At 68.8% G+C, this 16,679-nt stretch carries 15 protein-coding genes; 9 read left to right on the plus strand and 6 right to left on the minus strand.

Annotated elements, in window-relative coordinates:
* Window positions 1-4: 4 nt before the first annotated feature.
* From HF024_RS03210 to HF024_RS03230, 5 genes are all read right to left on the minus strand, one after another.
* Entirely contained in the window at window positions 5-1,498 is a 1,494-nt protein-coding gene (locus HF024_RS03210) for a catalase (RefSeq protein ID WP_168688619.1), read from the minus strand.
* A 13-nt stretch (window positions 1,499-1,511) separates the two neighbouring features.
* Window positions 1,512-1,958, minus strand: coding sequence for a Fur family transcriptional regulator (locus HF024_RS03215; RefSeq protein WP_085368676.1), 447 nt, complete (start codon window positions 1,956-1,958; stop codon window positions 1,512-1,514).
* A gap of 73 nt (window positions 1,959-2,031) precedes the next feature.
* Window positions 2,032-3,306, minus strand: a complete 1,275-nt coding sequence (locus HF024_RS03220; RefSeq protein ID WP_168688620.1) for a DUF4143 domain-containing protein — start codon at window positions 3,304-3,306, stop codon at window positions 2,032-2,034.
* 162 nt (window positions 3,307-3,468) lie between these two features.
* Complete coding sequence (locus HF024_RS03225) at window positions 3,469-5,208, minus strand: sodium:proton antiporter (RefSeq protein WP_085368674.1); 1,740 nt, start codon at window positions 5,206-5,208, stop codon at window positions 3,469-3,471.
* A gap of 50 nt (window positions 5,209-5,258) precedes the next feature.
* Complete coding sequence (locus HF024_RS03230; RefSeq protein ID WP_168688621.1) at window positions 5,259-5,822, minus strand: TetR/AcrR family transcriptional regulator; 564 nt, start codon at window positions 5,820-5,822, stop codon at window positions 5,259-5,261.
* 131 nt (window positions 5,823-5,953) lie between these two features.
* Between HF024_RS03230 and HF024_RS03235 the strand changes: the two genes are divergently transcribed.
* Together HF024_RS03235 and HF024_RS03240 are read left to right on the plus strand one after the other, a co-directional pair.
* The gene (locus HF024_RS03235) at window positions 5,954-7,456 is read left to right on the plus strand and encodes an MFS transporter (protein ID WP_168688622.1); all 1,503 of its coding nucleotides are present in this window, start codon (window positions 5,954-5,956) and stop codon (window positions 7,454-7,456) included.
* A 52-nt stretch (window positions 7,457-7,508) separates the two neighbouring features.
* Complete coding sequence (locus HF024_RS03240) at window positions 7,509-8,126, plus strand: hypothetical protein (protein ID WP_168688623.1); 618 nt, start codon at window positions 7,509-7,511, stop codon at window positions 8,124-8,126.
* On the opposite strand, the gene HF024_RS03245 is transcribed toward HF024_RS03240, so the two are convergent.
* Window positions 8,123-8,806, minus strand: a complete 684-nt coding sequence (locus HF024_RS03245; RefSeq protein WP_168688624.1) for a GntR family transcriptional regulator — start codon at window positions 8,804-8,806, stop codon at window positions 8,123-8,125. The two genes, HF024_RS03240 and HF024_RS03245, sit on opposite strands and share 4 nt — an antisense overlap.
* 257 nt (window positions 8,807-9,063) lie before the next feature.
* Here HF024_RS03245 and HF024_RS03250 point away from each other — a divergent pair, with 257 nt between their 5' ends.
* The 7 genes from HF024_RS03250 to HF024_RS03280 are packed head-to-tail and all read left to right on the plus strand — an operon-like array spanning window position 9,064 to window position 16,671.
* Window positions 9,064-10,338, plus strand: coding sequence for a Gfo/Idh/MocA family oxidoreductase (locus HF024_RS03250; protein WP_168688625.1), 1,275 nt, complete (start codon window positions 9,064-9,066; stop codon window positions 10,336-10,338).
* 55 nt (window positions 10,339-10,393) lie between these two features.
* Complete coding sequence (locus HF024_RS03255) at window positions 10,394-11,638, plus strand: extracellular solute-binding protein (RefSeq protein ID WP_168688626.1); 1,245 nt, start codon at window positions 10,394-10,396, stop codon at window positions 11,636-11,638.
* 58 nt (window positions 11,639-11,696) lie between these two features.
* Window positions 11,697-12,659, plus strand: a complete 963-nt coding sequence (locus HF024_RS03260; protein ID WP_247597281.1) for a sugar ABC transporter permease — start codon at window positions 11,697-11,699, stop codon at window positions 12,657-12,659.
* On the plus strand, window positions 12,656-13,525 hold the full coding sequence (locus HF024_RS03265; protein ID WP_085368666.1) for a carbohydrate ABC transporter permease: 870 nt from the start codon (window positions 12,656-12,658) through the stop codon (window positions 13,523-13,525). Before HF024_RS03260 ends, HF024_RS03265 begins: the two co-directional genes overlap by 4 nt.
* Before the next feature lie 26 nt (window positions 13,526-13,551).
* Window positions 13,552-14,574, plus strand: a complete 1,023-nt coding sequence (locus tag HF024_RS03270) for an epimerase (RefSeq protein WP_168688628.1) — start codon at window positions 13,552-13,554, stop codon at window positions 14,572-14,574.
* A 1-nt stretch (window position 14,575) separates the two neighbouring features.
* Complete coding sequence (locus tag HF024_RS03275; protein ID WP_210724013.1) at window positions 14,576-15,652, plus strand: dihydrodipicolinate synthase family protein; 1,077 nt, start codon at window positions 14,576-14,578, stop codon at window positions 15,650-15,652.
* Entirely contained in the window at window positions 15,652-16,671 is a 1,020-nt protein-coding gene (locus tag HF024_RS03280; RefSeq protein WP_168688629.1) for a hydroxyacid dehydrogenase, read from the plus strand. Before HF024_RS03275 ends, HF024_RS03280 begins: the two co-directional genes overlap by 1 nt.
* Window positions 16,672-16,679: the final 8 nt, after the last annotated feature.

A 16,679-nucleotide genomic window follows, 5' to 3' on the forward strand; every position in this document is an offset into this window, starting at 1 on the left:
TGGACTAGCCGGCGACGCCGACGTACTCCGCGGACTCGTCCGGGGTCGTGCCGCCGTTCTCCAGGTTGGCGCGGAGGGCGGCGCCGAGCGTCGCATCCACGTTGGTCCAGTACTGGATGGCGCGCTCGCGGATCTCGGCGCTCTTCACGCCGCCGACCGCTCCCGTGATGGTCTCGAGGAAGCGCTCCTTGGCCGCGGCGTCGTAGACATCGCGGTAGAGGGTTCCCGCCTGGCCGAAGTCGGAGTCCTCGGCGTGCAGGGTCGCCGCCGCACGCACCAGGGCGCCGTCCGACTCCCACGAGCCCTCACCGGCGCGGTCCGCGTCGGCGACGGGTCCGCCCTTCGAGTTGGGCGCGTACACCGGGGCGGACGCGGCCTTGAAGCCGTGACGGCCCGCGCCGTCCTGTGAGTAGTTGTGCACGGGGGCGACCGGGGCGTTGACCGGCAGCTCGTTGTAGTTGGTGCCGACCCGGTATCGCTGGGCGTCCGGGTAGGAGAACACGCGAGCCATCAGCATCTTGTCCGGGCTGATGTCGATGCCGGGCACCGTGTTGGCCGGCGAGAACGCCGCCTGCTCGATCTGGGCGAAGAAGTTCTCCGGGTTCTTGTTGAGCGTGTGAACGCCCACCTCGATCAGCGGGTAGTCGCTGTGCGGCCACACCTTGGTGAGGTCGAATGGGTTGAATCGGTAGGTCTTCGCGTCCTCGAACGGCATGACCTGCACGGACACCTTCCACGCGGGGAACTCGCCGCGCTCGATCGCCTCGTAGAGGTCGCGGCGGTAGTAGTCGGCGTCCGCGCCGGCGATGGCCTCGGCCTCCGCACCGTGCATCTCCTCGTTGCCCTGCATGGCGTGGAAGTGGTACTTGACCCAGAAGCGCTCACCGGCCGCGTTGATCCACTGGTAGGTGTGCGAGCCGTAGCCGGGCATGTGCCGCCACGAGCGCGGGATGCCGCGGTCGCCCATCAGGTAGGTCACCTGGTGCGCGGACTCGGGGGAGAGGGTCCAGAAGTCCCACTGCATGTCCGCATCCCGCAGCCCGGAGCCCGGAAGGCGCTTCTGCGAGTGGATGAAGTCGGGGAACTTGATGCCGTCGCGGATGAAGAACACGGGGGTGTTGTTGCCGACGATGTCGTAGTTGCCCTCGGAGGTGTAGAACTTCACCGAGAAGCCGCGGACGTCGCGCCAGGTGTCCGGGGAGCCCTGCTCGCCGGCGACCGACGAGAACCGCTGCACGGTCTCCGTGGTGGTGCCGGGCTGGAACACGGCGGCCTTGGTGTACTGCGACACGTTCCCGGTGACCACGAAGGTGCCGAACGCTCCGCCGCCCTTGGCGTGGACGATGCGCTCCGGGATGCGCTCCCGGTTGAACTGCGCGAGCTTCTCCACCAGGTAGCGGTCATGCAGCGCGGTGACGCCGTTCTCTCCTGCGGTCAGCGAGTGTGCGTCGCTGCCGACCGGGGTACCGGTCTGGGTGGTCGTGTAGTTCTCCGACATGCAATCTCCTTCGTCACTCGACGCGCGACGGGGCTTTCGCCGCGCGCTCCTGGCAGGACGGGCACAGTCCCCAGAACGTCACCTCGGCCGTGCTCACCGCGAAGCCGGACGCATCCGACGGGGTGAGGCACGGCGCGTGGCCGACGACGCAGTCCACATCGGCGACGGCTCCGCACGAGGTGCAGACGACGTGATGGTGGTTGTCGCCGATGCGCCGCTCGTACAGCGCCGGCGAGCCGGCGGGCTCGATGCGCCGCACGAGTCCGGCTTCGGTCAGGTCGCCCAAAACGTTGTGCACGTTCTGGATCGACGTCCCCGGCAGCGCGTCGAGCACGCTGCGGAAGACCGTATCGGCGTTCGCGTGGGGGTGAGTGGCAAGGGTCCCGAGAACCGCGACGCGGCCCGCCGTGACCCGGAGCCCAGAGGCGCGCAGTGCGCTCTCGAGCTGTGCCGTGTCCATGCGGACGAGCCTAGCCTGTTTTGAATGATTCAAAAAATGTTGGCATTTGTCGCGCGTGTCAGTGCCGCGCAGGTCAGTGGCCGAGGAGCGCCAGCGGGACGACGGCGACGCCGTCGTCGCGCCGATATGCGTACGGCCCCGTGTTGAGCACGACCATGTCCGCAAGATCGTCGCCGAGCTGCTGCTTCAGCCAGAGCAGGTGTTTGACGTGTCTCGGCTCGACCGTTCGTGCGAGCTTCACTTCGATCGCGACGTGCGCGCCGTTGTCGTCCACGACGATGAAGTCGATCTCGCGGTCGCCGTTGGGTGATCTGTAGTGGAACACCTCCGCGTCGTTCGCTTGAGCGTACGTGCGGAGGCTGAGCGCGACGAGCCCTTCGAAGAGGGCGCCGATGGCCGTGCCGTCATGGGGGCGCAGTTCCGCCGGGCTTGACAGATCGAGGAGTCTGGCCTGATTCAGCTTCAGGAGCCGCGCGGCCAGGGCCGGGTCTGCGAGGAAGTGCTTCTCGGCCTGGGCGAGACGCTTGAACGCATTGTGGTTCGGCAGCCACGCGGGAACGGGATCGAGAATCCACAGCTCGGCGAGGATGTCGCGGTAGCGGGCGATCGTCGGGCGGGAAGGTAATGCAGGTTCGCCCGGCTGGGAGGCTCTCGCGATCTGGTTCATCGAGGACGTCGTGGCGGTCGCGGCGGCGTAGGCAGTCATCCAGTGCCGAAGCGCCTCCGGCCGGCGCAGCGCCGTTCCTTCCTGCTCGGGGTAATCCGTGGAGATGGCCCGAGTGAGATAGGAATCGAGCTGTGATCTGCGCGCGCGAGGTGCGAGCTCGCGGATGGCGGGAAAGCCGGACGCGAGGATCTCCTCCACGTACGTCACCGTGTCGACGTCCGTGACGCCGTCCGGCTCGGCCGTGCCGGCCAGGAGGTCGCCGAGTCTGACCGTCGGCGCCTGGATGCCGCGCTCGGAGAACGCGAGCGGGCGCATCCTTCTGATGTCGATCCGGCCGGCGCCCGAATGCAGGTCGATGCCGCCCGTGGCGGCAGCGCTCCCGGTGAGGAGATATCGCCCGCCCGTCGCGTCGGCGTCGACTAGGCGCTTGACGTGATTCCACAGTTCCGGTGCGTTCTGCCACTCGTCGAGGAGTATCGGCGTCGGCAACTGGTCGAGCCCGCTGAGGGATGCACGGAGCAGGTCGCGCACGGCCGGATCGTCGACCCGGAGGGTGGTGGCGGCGCGTTGACTCGCCGTCGCCGTCTTGCCGATAGCTTTCGGGCCTTCGATGGCGATGGCCGCGAGGTGGGGGAAGAGTTCGTCCAGCTCGTCGTCGATGATTCGCCGTGCGTACGCCATCCCGCACCTCCTCACTGCTTCTACTTTACCGTTCACCGAGTCTTTAGTTTACCGTTTACCGAATAAATAGCTTCCCTTTTACCGAGGAAATCGTTTCCCGTTTCCCTAGTGCGAGCTTTACCGTTTACCGTGACGAGAGCTTGGGCGCGCCTGTCGCGCGTGTCAGTGGCGCACATTGCGGGATTGCAGCCTGGTCTCCTCCAGGTCGAGCATCGACTCTGCCTCCTCCAGGATGCGCGAGGGGTATGCGCCGCGCGTCCGCTCTTCGAGCAGCCTGTCGCGTTCGGCGTTGACCACGGCGAGGCGCAGGGTGCGGTAGAGCTGGTGCGGGCGGCTGTCTGCCGGGACGTCGTTGATCAGGATGCGCTCCCAGGCCGACTCCGCACGGAGGTAGGAGGACTGGCGCACGCGTTCGACCACCTCGGGGTCGATCGGGTCTGCGACGCCGGCGGCGCCCTCCGGGTCGTCGAGCACCGCGAGGCCGTCGTTGCTGAGGTCGTCGAGCAGACGGGCGAGCTGCTGGCGGTCCGACTTGGTGTCGATGCCCTCGATCTTGAGCAGGCGGATCAGCCAGGGCAGCGTCCCGCCCTGCACCACGAGGCTGACCACCGCGACTGTGAACGCGATCAGGATGAGCTGGGGTCGGTACGGGATGCTGCCGTCGTCCGGCAGGGACTGCGCAGCGGCCAGGGTGACCACTCCGCGCATCCCGGACCAGCCGAGCACGACACCGCCTCGCCAGTCGATGTCCTCCTGTCTGAGCTGTTCCAGGTCGGCGCGGCGTCGCGCGTACCGGGCTTCGAGGCGCTGCTTGCGGAAGGCTTCGCGCCTGGTGCGCACCGGATGGTCGCGGAAGTAGCTGATCATCAGCCACTCCCGGAAGGTGGCGTTCTCCGCCAGCCGTGCGCGTTGCCGGAGCGCGAGCACGAGGGGACCGATCAGGATGTACCGGATGATCACGAGGGCGAGCGTGGCGAGCAGGCCGATGCCCACCGCATCCCAGACGCTGAGGATCTCGGGGTGCTCGACGTCGGCGACGAGGGTGCGGATCTCGAGGCCGATGAGCAGGAAGACGCCGTTCTCCAGCAGGAACTGGATGGTGCGCCAGTTGATGCGGTCGGTGATCCTGGCCTGGGCGGTGAAGTGCTTCGGTGCGGAGTGGCCGGTGTACAGGCCGGCGATCACCACGGCGAGGACGCCGGAGCCGTGCGCGGCCTCCGTGGGCATGAACGCCGCGAACGGCACGGCGATCGACAGCGCCGTGTCGAGCACGGGGTCGTTCAGCTTGGAGCGCACCCAGACCGAGACGATTCCGGCGACGAGGCCGATCACGAGGGCCACCACCACGGCGTAGAAGAAGTCGAAGACACCGGCCCAGGGCGTCGCCAGTGCGCCGACTGCCGCGGCGATGGCGGTGCGGAGCAGCACCAGGGCCGTCGCGTCGTTGACCAGTCCCTCGCCTTCGAGCACGGTGAGGAGGCGGGGAGGGAGCCCGAGCTTGCGTCCGATCGAGGTCGCGGCCACCGCATCCGGAGGGCTGATGATCGCACCAAGCGCCACGGCGGCGGCGAGGTTGAGGTCGGGCAGCATCGTGTAGAGGAGGAAGCCGGAGGCGAACGCCGTGATGATCACCAGGATCACGGAGAGCCCGGCGATCGGCGCGAGGTTGCGCCGGAAATCGGTGAGCGGCACGCTGATCGCCGCCGCGTAGAGGATGGGCGGCAGCAGTCCGTCGAGGATGATCTCGTGCGGGACCTCGATCTCCGGCACCCCGGGCAGGTAGGAGAGCCCGACACCCACCAGGACCAGGATGATCGGCGCGGCGACGCCGAGCTTTCTGGCGAAGGCGGCGACACCGACGATCACTGAGATGGCAATGACCGCGTAGAAGCCGAGTTCCATATATCCAATCCTAGAGGGTCACCTCAGCGGCCGACGGCCCGCGGAGGGGGTCAGCGGGGTCGGAGGCCGTCCATCGCGATGGCGATCACGCGGTCGCGCTGCTCGTCGTCGTCGAACGCGACGCTCGCGATCCCGGAGAGCATGCGGACCACATCTTGGATCTGCGCGTCGTCGCGCATCTCGCCGGCCTGCTTGGCGCGTTCGAGGAGCGGCTCGCCGGCGTCGTACAGGGACGTGCGGCAGGTGAGCAGCACGGGGGAGTCCTTGTTCAGGCCGTCGACCAGGGCCTTCTTGGTGCCGATGTAGCTGACGAACCTGCGCACCCAGGTCTCGACGGCCGCCCACGGTTCGAGGGAGGTGGTGGCCTCCGCCGCGGCGACGACCGCATCCACTTCGTCGACGTAGACGGCCTCGACGAGGGCGTCGCGGGTGGGGAAGTTGCGGTAGAGGGTGCCGATGCCGACCCCGGCCCTGCGCGCGATGTCTTCGAGGGATGCGCTGGTGCCGTTCGCCGCGAACGCCTCACGCGCGGCGGCGAGCAGCGCGTCGAAGTTGCGGCGCGCGTCGGCCCTGAGCGGGCGGTTCGACACGGCGGTCGGGGTGGTGCTGGCCAATTTCTCCTCCGGGAGGGTTGCAAAGTGGAGGGGCCCTCCGCTAATGTCTTAAAGCGGAGGTTGCCTCCGATCGGAGCCAGCCTCCATTCTAGCCGATATCTCGGCACATCCCTCGAGAACGGAAGAACTCAATGTCTCGAACCCGCCCCAGCCTCACTTTCGCCGTGCTGGCGCTGAGCGCAGGCTCCTTCGCCACTCTGCAATCCCTCGTCGTCCCCGTGCTGCCCGTCATCCAGACCGACCTCGGCACCACCACCTCCGGCGTCACCTGGACGATGACCGCCTGGCTCATCTCCGCCGCCGTCGCCACCCCGCTGCTCGGCCGGGTGGGAGACATGGTCGGCAAGCGCCGCATCCTCGTCCTCGCCCTCCTGGCCGTCGCGCTCGGAAGCGTGGTCGCCGCCGTCGCGCCGACCATCGGCGTGCTGATCGGCGCCCGCATCATCCAGGGCCTCGGCGGCGCCATGTTCCCGCTCGCCTTCGGCATCATCCGCGACGAGTTCCCCGCACACCGGCTGCCGTCCGCCATCGGCGCGATCGCCTCCATCATCGCCATCGGCAGCGGGCTCGGCACCGTCCTCGCCGGGCCGCTCGCCGACGTCCTGAGCTGGCGCGGGCTGTTCCTGGTCCCCGCGGTGTTCACCGTCGCGGGCGCCGTGCTCGCCATGCTGTTCATCCCCGAATCGCCCACCCGCGCAGCGGGAGGGGTCAACCCGTGGTCGGCCGTGCTGCTGTCCGGCTGGCTCGTCGCCCTCCTGCTCCCGCTCAGCACGGGAGCGCAGTGGGGCTGGGGATCGCCGGCCGTGATCGGCCTGCTCGTGCTCGCCGCCGTGCTGCTCGCCGCCTGGATCCTCGTGGAGCTGCGCTCCCGCACGCCGCTCGTCGACATGCGCCTGATGCGCGAGCACGGGGTGTGGACGATGAACGCGGCAGCCGTCTTCGTCGGTGCATCGATGTTCGCAGTGTTCGCCTTCTTCCCGCGCTTCGTGCAGACGCCGGTCTCGACCGGGTACGGGCTCGGCGCATCCGTCGCCGAATCCGGGATGCTCATGCTCCCGATGCTCGTCACGATGGCCGTCACCGGGTTCCTCAGCGGACCGCTCGCCCGGTGGGTGGGCTTCCGCGCCCAGATCGTGATCGCCGCCGGGCTGATGGCCGTGGCCGCGGTGTCGCTCGGCCTGCTGCACAGCAGCCTGGCCGAGGTGGCCGTCGCATCCGGAGTGTTCGGCATCGGACTCGGGCTCGTCTACGCGGCGATCACCAGCGTGGTCGTGCAGAGCGTCCCTGCGACCCAGACCGGGGTGGCCAGCGGGATGAACGCCAACCTGCGCACGGTCGGCTCCGCCATCGGCGCTGCCGTGATGACCGCGCTGGTCACCGGGTCGACGGCGGCGGACGGACTGCCGACCGAGGCCGGGTACAGCGACGGCTTCGTCGTGGCCGGGCTGCTGTCCGCCGGGGCGCTCGTGGTGACCGTGGTGGCGATCGTGCTGATGCGGGCATCGCGGATCGCGGCGGCCGTCGGTGATCACGCGGCGGTTGCCGCGCCGATCGCCGGGGAGCCGGCGCAGGGGATCCCGGGGTCGGCGCAGCACGCACCCGAGCAGGAGCAGGAGCTCGTCCCGGCGGCCTGACGCCGGTCGCGCATCCGGTGCCACACTGGATGCAGCGATAAAGGGGGTTCCGATGGGCATCTTCCGCCGGGGCCGCCGGGTGGACATGCGGCCGTTCGATGCGGCAGCCATCGAATCGCCGCGGCCCACCACCCTGGAGCACGCGCTCGAGGAGGGGCTGCTCATCGCCGACTACGCGGTGCGCATGGCCGTCCGCAACCGGATGATGACCGAACTCCTCACCACCGACCGCGCCTTCGACGCCGAGCACTACCGTGAGGTCGCAGCGGAGGCCGTGCTGCGGCTGGCGGAGGAGGCGGACGCCTCCGAGGCCAGGATCGTGCGCGAGCAGGCGTGGGCGGAGGTGCAGGACGGCCGTGCGGAGCACACCCACGACTACCGCACGGCGGACTCGCTCAACCTCCGCAGGCGCGAAGCCCTCGCGAAGGCGACGGCGCGGGCCCTCCGCTCACGCGCAGCGGACCCCGACTACCTCGCAGACATCGTCGAGCACTCCCGCCAGGACGCCTGGCGGGAGTTGTCGTCTGTGGTGGAGGAGACGGTGCGCGTGCAGTCGGTCGGCGGCGACGAGCGTGGGCGGCAGCAGCGGATGGATGCGCTGCGCTCAGACATCGAGGCGCTGCGGAAGTCGCGCACGGCGCGCAAGCGGCGCCGGCCGGCCCACGGTTAGCTCGCCGGATTTCCCTCGTCGTCCACCACGCTCGTCGTGATGCGTCGCGCGGCGATCTCGACGTGGTCGGCCATCGCCTGGGCCGCACGGTCGGTGTCGCCGCTCGCCAGCGCATCCACGAGGGCGTCGTGCGAGCGGGCGTGGGCCACGAGCTCGTCAGGGGCGAGGCTGGCGTTCGCCGCGCGGAGGAACCCGTTGATCCTGCTGCGGAGCTGGGAGGCGATGGTGAGGAGCGTGCGGTTGTCCGCCATCTCCCAGAGCGTCTCGTGGAAGCGGCGGTCGAGGGCGAACATCGTGTCGATGTTCTTGCGCTCCGCGGCGGCGACCATCGAATCGACGACCTTGCGCAGCTGCGCTTCCGTCTTCGGGGTCCAGGTCTGCTGCACGCGCTGGGCGACGTACTGTTCGAGCACGATGCGGAGGCTGGAGATCTCGGCGAGCTCCTTGTCCGTGAGCAGCGCGACGCGGGCTCCCCGGCGGGGCGTCCGTTCGATCAGTCCCTCCTCGGCGAGCTTCGCGAGGGCTTCCCTGACCGGGATGTGGCTGACGCCGAGCCGGTCGGCCAGCTTGCGTTCGACCAGTCTCTCGCCGGGTTCGAACGTGCCGTTCTGAATGGCCTCGCGCAGTTCGTCGGCCACCTTCGCCGAGATGTTCCTGTCGGAAACGCTCCCGAGTGTCATCGTTCTCCTCCGTTGGCGGACGCCGGCCGACGGCCTGTTCCTGCGAACCACCGTGATTATGCTTTGCTACAAGCTATAGGACGCGAGGATGGATTCGCGCCATCTCTCTCTGCGCCTTCTCAATGTTTCGAGCGGGTAAATCTTGCTTCCCGACCTTTTCATTTGCTACATGCTATAGCAATAATGCTATCGTGGGAGCGTTCGACGGCGAACCCTCCCGGGCACAGCCGCAGCGATGAAGAGAAGGCCTAGGAGCGATGGAAAACACCCCAGAGAGCACACGACCGGTGCGCATCGCACTGATCGGCGCCGGCAACAGGGGGCAGTCGTACACGCGCTGGATCCACGCCAACCCCGAGAGGGCGCAGCTCGTCGCCGTCGCAGACCCGCGGGCGTTCCAGCGCGAGCTCGTCTCGCAGGGGAATGAGGGCATCCGGCAGTTCGACGACTGGCGTGAGCTGCTCGCTCTGCCGGAGCGGATCGCGGACGCGGTCATCATCGCCACCCAGGACAGGCAGCACGTCGAACCGGCCATCGCCTGCGCCGAGCGCGGTTACGCGATCCTGATGGAGAAGCCGCTCGCCCCCACCGAGGAGGAGAGCAGGCGCATCGTCGATGCCGTCGATGCGAGCGGAGTGCTGTTCGGCGTCTGTCACGTGATGCGGTACATGCCGTACACCGATCTGGTGAAGAGCATCGTGGACACCGGGGTGCTCGGGGACATCATCAACGTGCAGCACCTCGAGCCCGTCGGCTGGTGGCACATGGCCCACTCGTACGTGCGCGGACCGTGGCGCAGGGAGGACCTGGCGGCCCCGATGCTGCTGGCGAAGTCCAGCCACGACCTCGACTGGATCAGGTACGTCACCGGCAAGCGCATCGCCGGCGTCGCGAGCTTCGGCTCCCGCCACCACTTCCGCCACGAGAACCGTCCGGCGGAAGCGGCGGACCGGTGCCTCGACTGCCCGCTCCAGAACAGCTGCCCGTATGCGGCGCAGAAGCTCTACCTCCCGGTCGTGCGCGACGAGGGAGCGGTCTGGCCGGTGACCGTCATCACCGACGACGCGACGGAGGCCGGAGTGATCGAGGCACTCAGGACCGGTCCGTACGGCGTCTGCGTCTACGCCGCGGACAACACGGTCGTCGACAACCAGGTCGTCGCCCTGCAGTTCGAGGACGGAACAGCCGGCACCTTCGTCATGACCGCGTTCAGCGAGCAGGAGCACCGGAAGACCCAGCTCTTCGGCTCGCACGGGATGCTCGACGGCGACGGGGAGCGGGTCACCGTCACAGACTTCCGCACCGGAGAGTCCGCCGTCTACGAGACGGCGCCGACGGGTGCGGCCAACGCCGGGGGAGACCACGGCGGAGGAGACGGCGGCGTCATGAACGCCTTCGTCGCAGCGGTCGCCACCGGCGACCCGTCGTACATCCGGTCAGGACCGCGCGAGTCGCTCGACAGCCATCTCGCCGTCTTCGCCGCAGAGCGGTCACGGCACCACGGCACCGTGGAGTCCGTTCCCCGAGCCTGACAGCGTTCCACCCCACCCGAGCGACATCCGTGTCGCGCCACCGAGAAGGAGCAGCATGCGGTACAAGAAAATGATCACGGCGACCGCCGTGGCAGCGACGGCAGCGATCGCTCTGGCGGGCTGCAGCGGAGGGTCCGGCGAGTCCGACACCTCCAAGAAGACCGTCACGATGTGGATCTACCCGGTCATCGCCGACGAGAAGGCGCACAAGACCTTCTGGGACTCGACGATCAAGGCGTTCGAGGCCGAGCACAAGAACATCACCGTCAAGTACGAGATCTACCCCTGGGCCAACCGCGACGAGTCACTGGCGACGGCGATCGCGGCAGGCAAGGGGCCCGACCTGGTGTATCTCATCCCGGACCAGCTCTCCACGTACCAGAAGTCGATCGAGCCGATGGACGCGTACCTTCCCTCCGCACAGAAGAAGGACATCCTCGACAACGTCACGAAGTCGATCACCATCGACGGCAAGCTGATGGGGGCGCCGATCCTCACCAGTGCCAACGCGCTGATGTGCGACGCCAAGGCGTTCGACGCCGCAGGCATCACGGAGTACCCCAAGACCTGGGACGACCTCGAAGCCCTCGCCCCGAAGTTCAAGGAGAAGGGCATCTACGTCACCAACTACTTCGGCTCGCCGGATGTGACCCTCAACATGACCTTCTACCCGCTGCTCTGGCAGGCGGGAGGCTCCGTCTACAACAAGGACGGAAGCAAGGTCGCCTTCGACAGCGCGGCGGGCGAGAAGGCGCTCAGCCTGATCTCCGGCTTCGCCAAGGACGGCTACATCGAGAAGGACCTCATCTCCACGATGCCGAGCCTCGAGCAGACCGCGCTGGCGAGCAACAAGGTCGCGTGCACCTGGCAGTCCGGCCCGGCGGACGTCACCTCGTTCTGGGGTGAGGACGCGATCAAGATCCTCCCGCCGCTCACCGACAAGGAGTCGGTCTCGTACGGCACCGTCGGCTCCCTGGCGATGCTGAAGGGCGCGACGTCAAAGGATGCGGCCGGCGAGTTCGCCGCGTACGCGACCGACGCGGAGAACTCCAAGAAGTTCGACCTGGCGTCCAACTTCTTCTCCCCGCTGAAGTCCACGGGCGAGCTCTACGCGGACGACCCCATCCAGAGCGCCATCGAGAAGACCATCCCGACCAGCAGGGTCGGCGAACTGCAGCCGAGTGCTCGTGCGGTGATGGGTGTTCTCGCACCGGAGATCCAGGCGGCGCTCCTCGGCACCAAGACGCCGAAGCAGGCGCTGAAGGATGCGGCAGCCGCCGCCCAGCCCCTCATCAAGTAACAAGCCCTTTGCTCGGGGCGGGGAGCGATCCCCGCCCCGAGAAGGAGGAGGAATCCCCGTGACAACGACCAGACCGGCCCCGGCGGCGTCCAGACCCCCGGAGCAGCGCGAGCAGCGTGAGCAGCGCAGAGACGCCGGGCGACCGCCAGGCCTGACCAAGCGCATCCTGGCCAGGCGTGAGGCCCGCATCGGTCTCTTCTTCGTGCTTCCCGCGTTCCTGCTGTTCCTGGCGTTCCGCTTCGGACCGGCGCTGGCCGGCGTCGGCCTGAGCTTCTTCGACTACGACATCTCCGGAGAGCTCGACTGGAAGGGCGTCGGCAACTTCCAGCGGATGTTCGCCGACCCGGTGTTCTGGCAGGCGCTGCGGGTCACGCTGATCTACTCCGTGCTGGCCGTGCCGATCTCGGTGGCCCTGTCGATCGCGATGGCGCTCGGTGTTCGGAGGGCGTTCCGCGGCTCGCGGATCTTCCGCTCGGTGTTCTTCCTCCCGGTGATCACCTCGCTGGTGCTCGCGGGGGCCATCTTCAAGTGGATCTTCTCCAGCGACGGCCCGTGGTCGACGCTGATGACGCCGCTCGGTCTCGGCGGCTCGTGGCTGAACTCGACCGTCCTGGTCATCCCCGCGCTGGTGATCGTGGGCGTGTGGTCCCGGTTCGGCTACGGGATGCTCATCGTCATCGCCGCGCTCCAGGACGTGCCGAGAGAGCTGGAGGAGGCGGCGCTGATGGACGGGGCGAGCGCGTGGGCGCGGTTCAGGTTCATCGTGCTCCCGTACCTCAAGCCCACCGTGTTCTTCCTCGCCGTCATCGAGACGACGGCGTCGTTCCAGGTGTTCGACCTGGTCTACGTGATGACCCAGGGCGGACCGGCGCACGGCAGCTACTCGCTCGTCTACATGCTCTACGACCAGGGCTTCAAGTACACCGACTACGGGTACGCCGCCGCCATCGGCGTCGCCCTGTTCGTCATGACACTCGTCGTCGCGCTCATCCAGCGCCGCGTGATCGGGAGGCAGAAATGACCGCCGCGACCCAACGCATCCCGCGCACCAGGCGTGCGTACCGGGCGCTCGAGCCGAGCAGGATGGGCCTCGTCGTGCGCTACATCTGGCTGACGATCGCCGCCGTCGTGTGCTTCTTCCCGTTCTACGCGATGGTGATCCTCAGCCTGAAGCCCGGCCTCGCCGTCGACTTCCCCGCGAGCCTGATGCCGTGGAACCTGTCGACCGCGTCGTACGAGCAGGTGCTCGGCGGGCAGAACATCCTAGTCTGGGTGGGCAACACGCTGATCTACGCCCTGGTCAGCGTCGTCGCCGTGCTGCTGCTGTCCGCGATGGCGGGCTACGCGTTCGCGAAGAAGCGGTTCCGGGGCAAGGAGACGATGTTCTGGTCGTTCCTCGCCATGGTGATGGTGCCGTTCCACGTGACCCTCATCCCCACGTTCATCGTGCTGGCGAAGCTCGGCGGCGTGGACACGTACTGGGGCCTGATCCTGCCGACGCTCGCGAACGCGCAGGCGGTGTTCCTGATGCGACAGTTCATCCAGGGTCTCCCGGACGAGCTGTTCGAGGCGGCGAGGATCGACGGCGCAGGCGAGTTCCGGATCTTCCTCACCATCGTGCTCCCGCTCTGCAAGCCGGTGCTCGCCACCCTCGGCGTCTTCATCTTCCTCTGGCACTGGAACGACTTCCTCTGGCCGCTGATCATGGCCAAGAGCTCCGACATGTGGACGCTCACCGTCGGCGTCGCGTCGCTGCAGCAGCAGAACGTCCCGCTCAGCGTGATGCTCGCCGGCTCGGTCGTCGCCCTCGTCCCCATCTTCTTCGCCTATGCCGTGGCTCAGCGCTACGTGCAGGAAGGCGTCACATCGGCGGGCATCAAGGGATGACCGGCCGTCCAGCAGGAAAGGCAGCCATGTTCACCTCAGAGATCGAGCTCGAAGACGCCCTCGCCACCCCGCGCCCCGAGCTGGTCGCCGACCTGGCGGAGTCGTCCGGCGACATCGTCATCCTCGGCGCCGGCGGCAAGATGGGCCCGAGCCTGTCCAGGCTCGCCCGCAACGCCCTCGACCAGGCCGGCCGCTCGTCCGACATCGTCTACGCCGTCTCCCGGTTCTCGAACCAGGAGGCGCGCAGCGGCCTGGAGGAGAAGGGGGTGACGACGGTGCCGTTCGACCTGCTCTCCGACGACGACTTCGCTGCGCTGCCGGATGCGCAGAACGTGGTGTTCATGGTCGGTGCAAAGTTCGGGGCGGCGACCAACGCATCCTGGGCGTGGGCGGTCAACGCCGCGCTTCCCGACCGGGTGGCCAGGCGGTACAGGGACAGCGCGATCACCGCGATGTCCACCGGCAACGTCTATCCGTTCGTGTCGCCGGCGAGCGGAGGGTCGGTCGAGACCGATGCGCCAGCTCCCGTCGGCGAGTACGCCATGTCGTGCCTTGGCAGGGAGCGCGTGTTCGAGTTCGCCGCGCTCACCCGCGCGACGCCGGTCTCCGTCGTGCGGCTCAACTACGCCATCGACCTCCGCTACGGGGTGCTGGCGGACATCGCGTCGACCGTGCTCGCCGGGGAGCCGGTGTCGCTGACGACGGGAACGGCGAACGTGGTGTGGCAGGGCTACGCCAACGAGGTGGTCCTCCGGTCGATGCGGCACGCGAGCGAGTCGGTGTTCACCGTCAACCTGACCGGGCCGGAGCAGCTCTCCGTGCGGGCGGTCGCGCAGCGCTTCGGGGAGCTGTTCGACCGCGAGGTGCAGTTCGACGGCACGGAGGCGCCGACAGCACTGCTCAACAACGCCGGCAGGTGCTTCGAGCTGTTCGGCTACCCGTCCGTTCCGGCCGGCACACTCGTCGAGTGGCAGGCTGACTGGCTCTCCCGCGGGCTCCCCACCTCCGGCAAACCCACCAAGTGGGCCGTCAGGGACGGGAGGTTCTGAGGTGCTGTCCACTCCGCTCACCGCTCCCGCCCTCCCGGAGGAGATCGCGGCGCTGCTCGCGCGCGGCACGGTCGTCCCCGCGCATCCACTGGCTCTGGATGCGCACCGCAGGCTCGACGAGCGCCGCCAGCGCGCGCTCACCCGCTACTATCTCGCTGCCGGAGCGGGCGGCATCGCCATCGCCGTGCACACGACGCAGTTCGAGATCCACGAACCGGAGCGCGGACTGCTCGAACCGGTGCTCGCCCTCACCGCCGACGTGCTCGACAGGGAGGCGGACCGCCCGCTGGTCAGGATCGCCGGAGTTGTCGGCGACACCGCCCAGGCGGTGCGGGAGGCGCAGCTCGCCGCCGGGCTCGGCTACCACGCCGTGCTGCTCAGCCCCCGGGTCGCCGGGGCGGACGACGACGCGCTGATCGAACGCGCGCGCGCCGTGGGCGAGGTGCTGCCGGTGGTCGGCTTCTACCTGCAGGAGGCCATCGGAGGGCCGGTGCTCTCGCGCTCGTTCTGGCGCAGATTCGCCGATCTGCCGTCGGTGGTGGCCGTCAAGGCCGCTCCGTTCGACCGGTACCGCACCGCCGAACTCGTGCGCGGCGTCTCGGAGTCCGACCGTGCGGACGCCGTGAGCCTCTACACCGGCAACGACGACGCGATCGTCGCCGACCTCACCGCCGTCCACCACGTCGAGACGCCGTCCGGGATGCGCGAGGCGCGCTTCGTCGGAGGGCTGCTCGGGCAGTGGGCGGTTGGCACGCGTGCGGCGACGCAGGTGCTGGCGCTCGCCCACCGGGCGGCGGACGGCGACCGCGAGGCCGGAGCGGAGCTCAGCGGCCTCGCCGCCGACCTCACCGACCTCAACTCCGCCGTGTTCGACCCGGCCAACGGGTTCGCCGGAGTGATCGCCGGGGTGCACGAGATGCTGCGCCAGCAGGGGCTGCTCGACGGCATCTGGTGCCTCGACGAGCACGAGACGCTGTCGCCGGGGCAGGCGGAGGAGATCGAACGGGTGCGGCGGCAGTACCCGCACCTCAACGACGACGCGTTCATCGCGGAGCACCGCGACGAGTGGCTGCGCTGATGACCGCATCCCCGTCCGTCATCGTGGCCGTGCCCTCCGGGCTCCGCGCCGAGTTCTTCACGGAGGACGACCTCGCACTGCTCGGTGCGGCCGCGGCAGGTCTGGCCGGCGACGGTCTCGCGGTCGCCGAGTCCGTCGAGGACGCCGCAGCCCGGTTCGACCTGGCCGCCGTGCAGGTGGTCGTCATCGCCTGGGGCGCACCGCGCTTCGACGACGGACTGCTCGACCGGCTGCCGTCGCTGCGGCTGATCGCGCACACCGGCGCGAGCGTGAAGCCGTTCGTGTCCGAGGCGTGCTTCGAGCGCGGCGTGGCCGTGACGCAGGCCGGCGCGGGCATGGCCAGGTCGGTCGCCGAGGTCTCGCTGGCGTTCACGCTCGCGCTGCTGCATCGCATCCCGCGGTTCGACCACGCGCTGCACGCCGGCGCAGAGTGGGCGGACGCCGAGGACGCGCCGGCCAGGCACGAGCTGCTGGATGCGCCGGTCGGCGTGGTGGGGGCATCGCGCACCGGGCGTGCCTACCTCGGGATGCTGCGGGCGCTCGGCGCCCGCGTGCTGCTGGCCGACCCGACCATCGACGATGCAGAGGCGGAGGCGCTCGGCGCGACCCTCGTTCCCCTGTCCACGCTGCTCGCGGAGAGCAGGATCGTCGCGCTGCACGCCCCGTCGCTCCCCGAGACCAGGGGGATGATCGGCGCGACGGAGCTCGCGACGATGCCGGATGGCGCAGCACTGGTCAACACGGCCAGGTCGTGGCTGGTCGACGAGAACGCCATGATCGCCGAACTGCGCTCGGGCAGGATCGATGCCGCCCTCGACGTGTTCGACGACGAGCCGCTGCCCGCCGGCCACGAACTGCGAACGCTTCCGAACGTGCTGCTCGTACCGCACAAGGCGGCGGGGACAGTCGAAGGGCGGCTGCGCCAGGGACGGATCGTGGTCGACGAGGTCGGCCGGTTCTGCGCGGGGGAGAGCCTGCTGCACGCGGTCTCCGCCGCCGACCTGGAACGGATGGCGTGAGCGTGAGC

The organism is Leifsonia sp. PS1209, assembly GCF_012317045.1.
Classification (GTDB): Bacteria; Actinomycetota; Actinomycetes; order Actinomycetales; family Microbacteriaceae; genus Leifsonia.